We start from the raw sequence: 230 nt of genomic DNA on the forward strand, positions 1-230 counted from the left end.
ACTACCCTTTCTAATTACTTTTAAAATCAGATCAGCAATCAATGCACACCAAATCTGTATTTTAATGGCATTGGCATTATCACCCAAAAAATATTGAAGTTCATAGTTTTGTTTGATGCGTTTAAAAAAGGTTTCAATCTGCCATCTCTGGCGATAGTAATTGGCTACTGTTATTGCTCTGAGTCTCCTGTTGTTGGTGATAAACTCAAATTCTTTTTGTGTAATAGGGT

At 33.9% G+C, this 230-nt stretch carries 1 protein-coding gene; it reads right to left on the reverse strand.

The genetic code is table 11. From position 1 onward, the window contains the following. A partial coding sequence (locus VJI94_RS08910; protein WP_324009119.1) for a transposase occupies positions 1 to 230 on the reverse strand: 230 nt, incomplete at both ends.

Source organism: Parvimonas sp. D9 (assembly GCF_035282565.1).
GTDB classification, from domain to species: Bacteria; Bacillota; Clostridia; order Tissierellales; family Peptoniphilaceae; genus Parvimonas; species Parvimonas micra.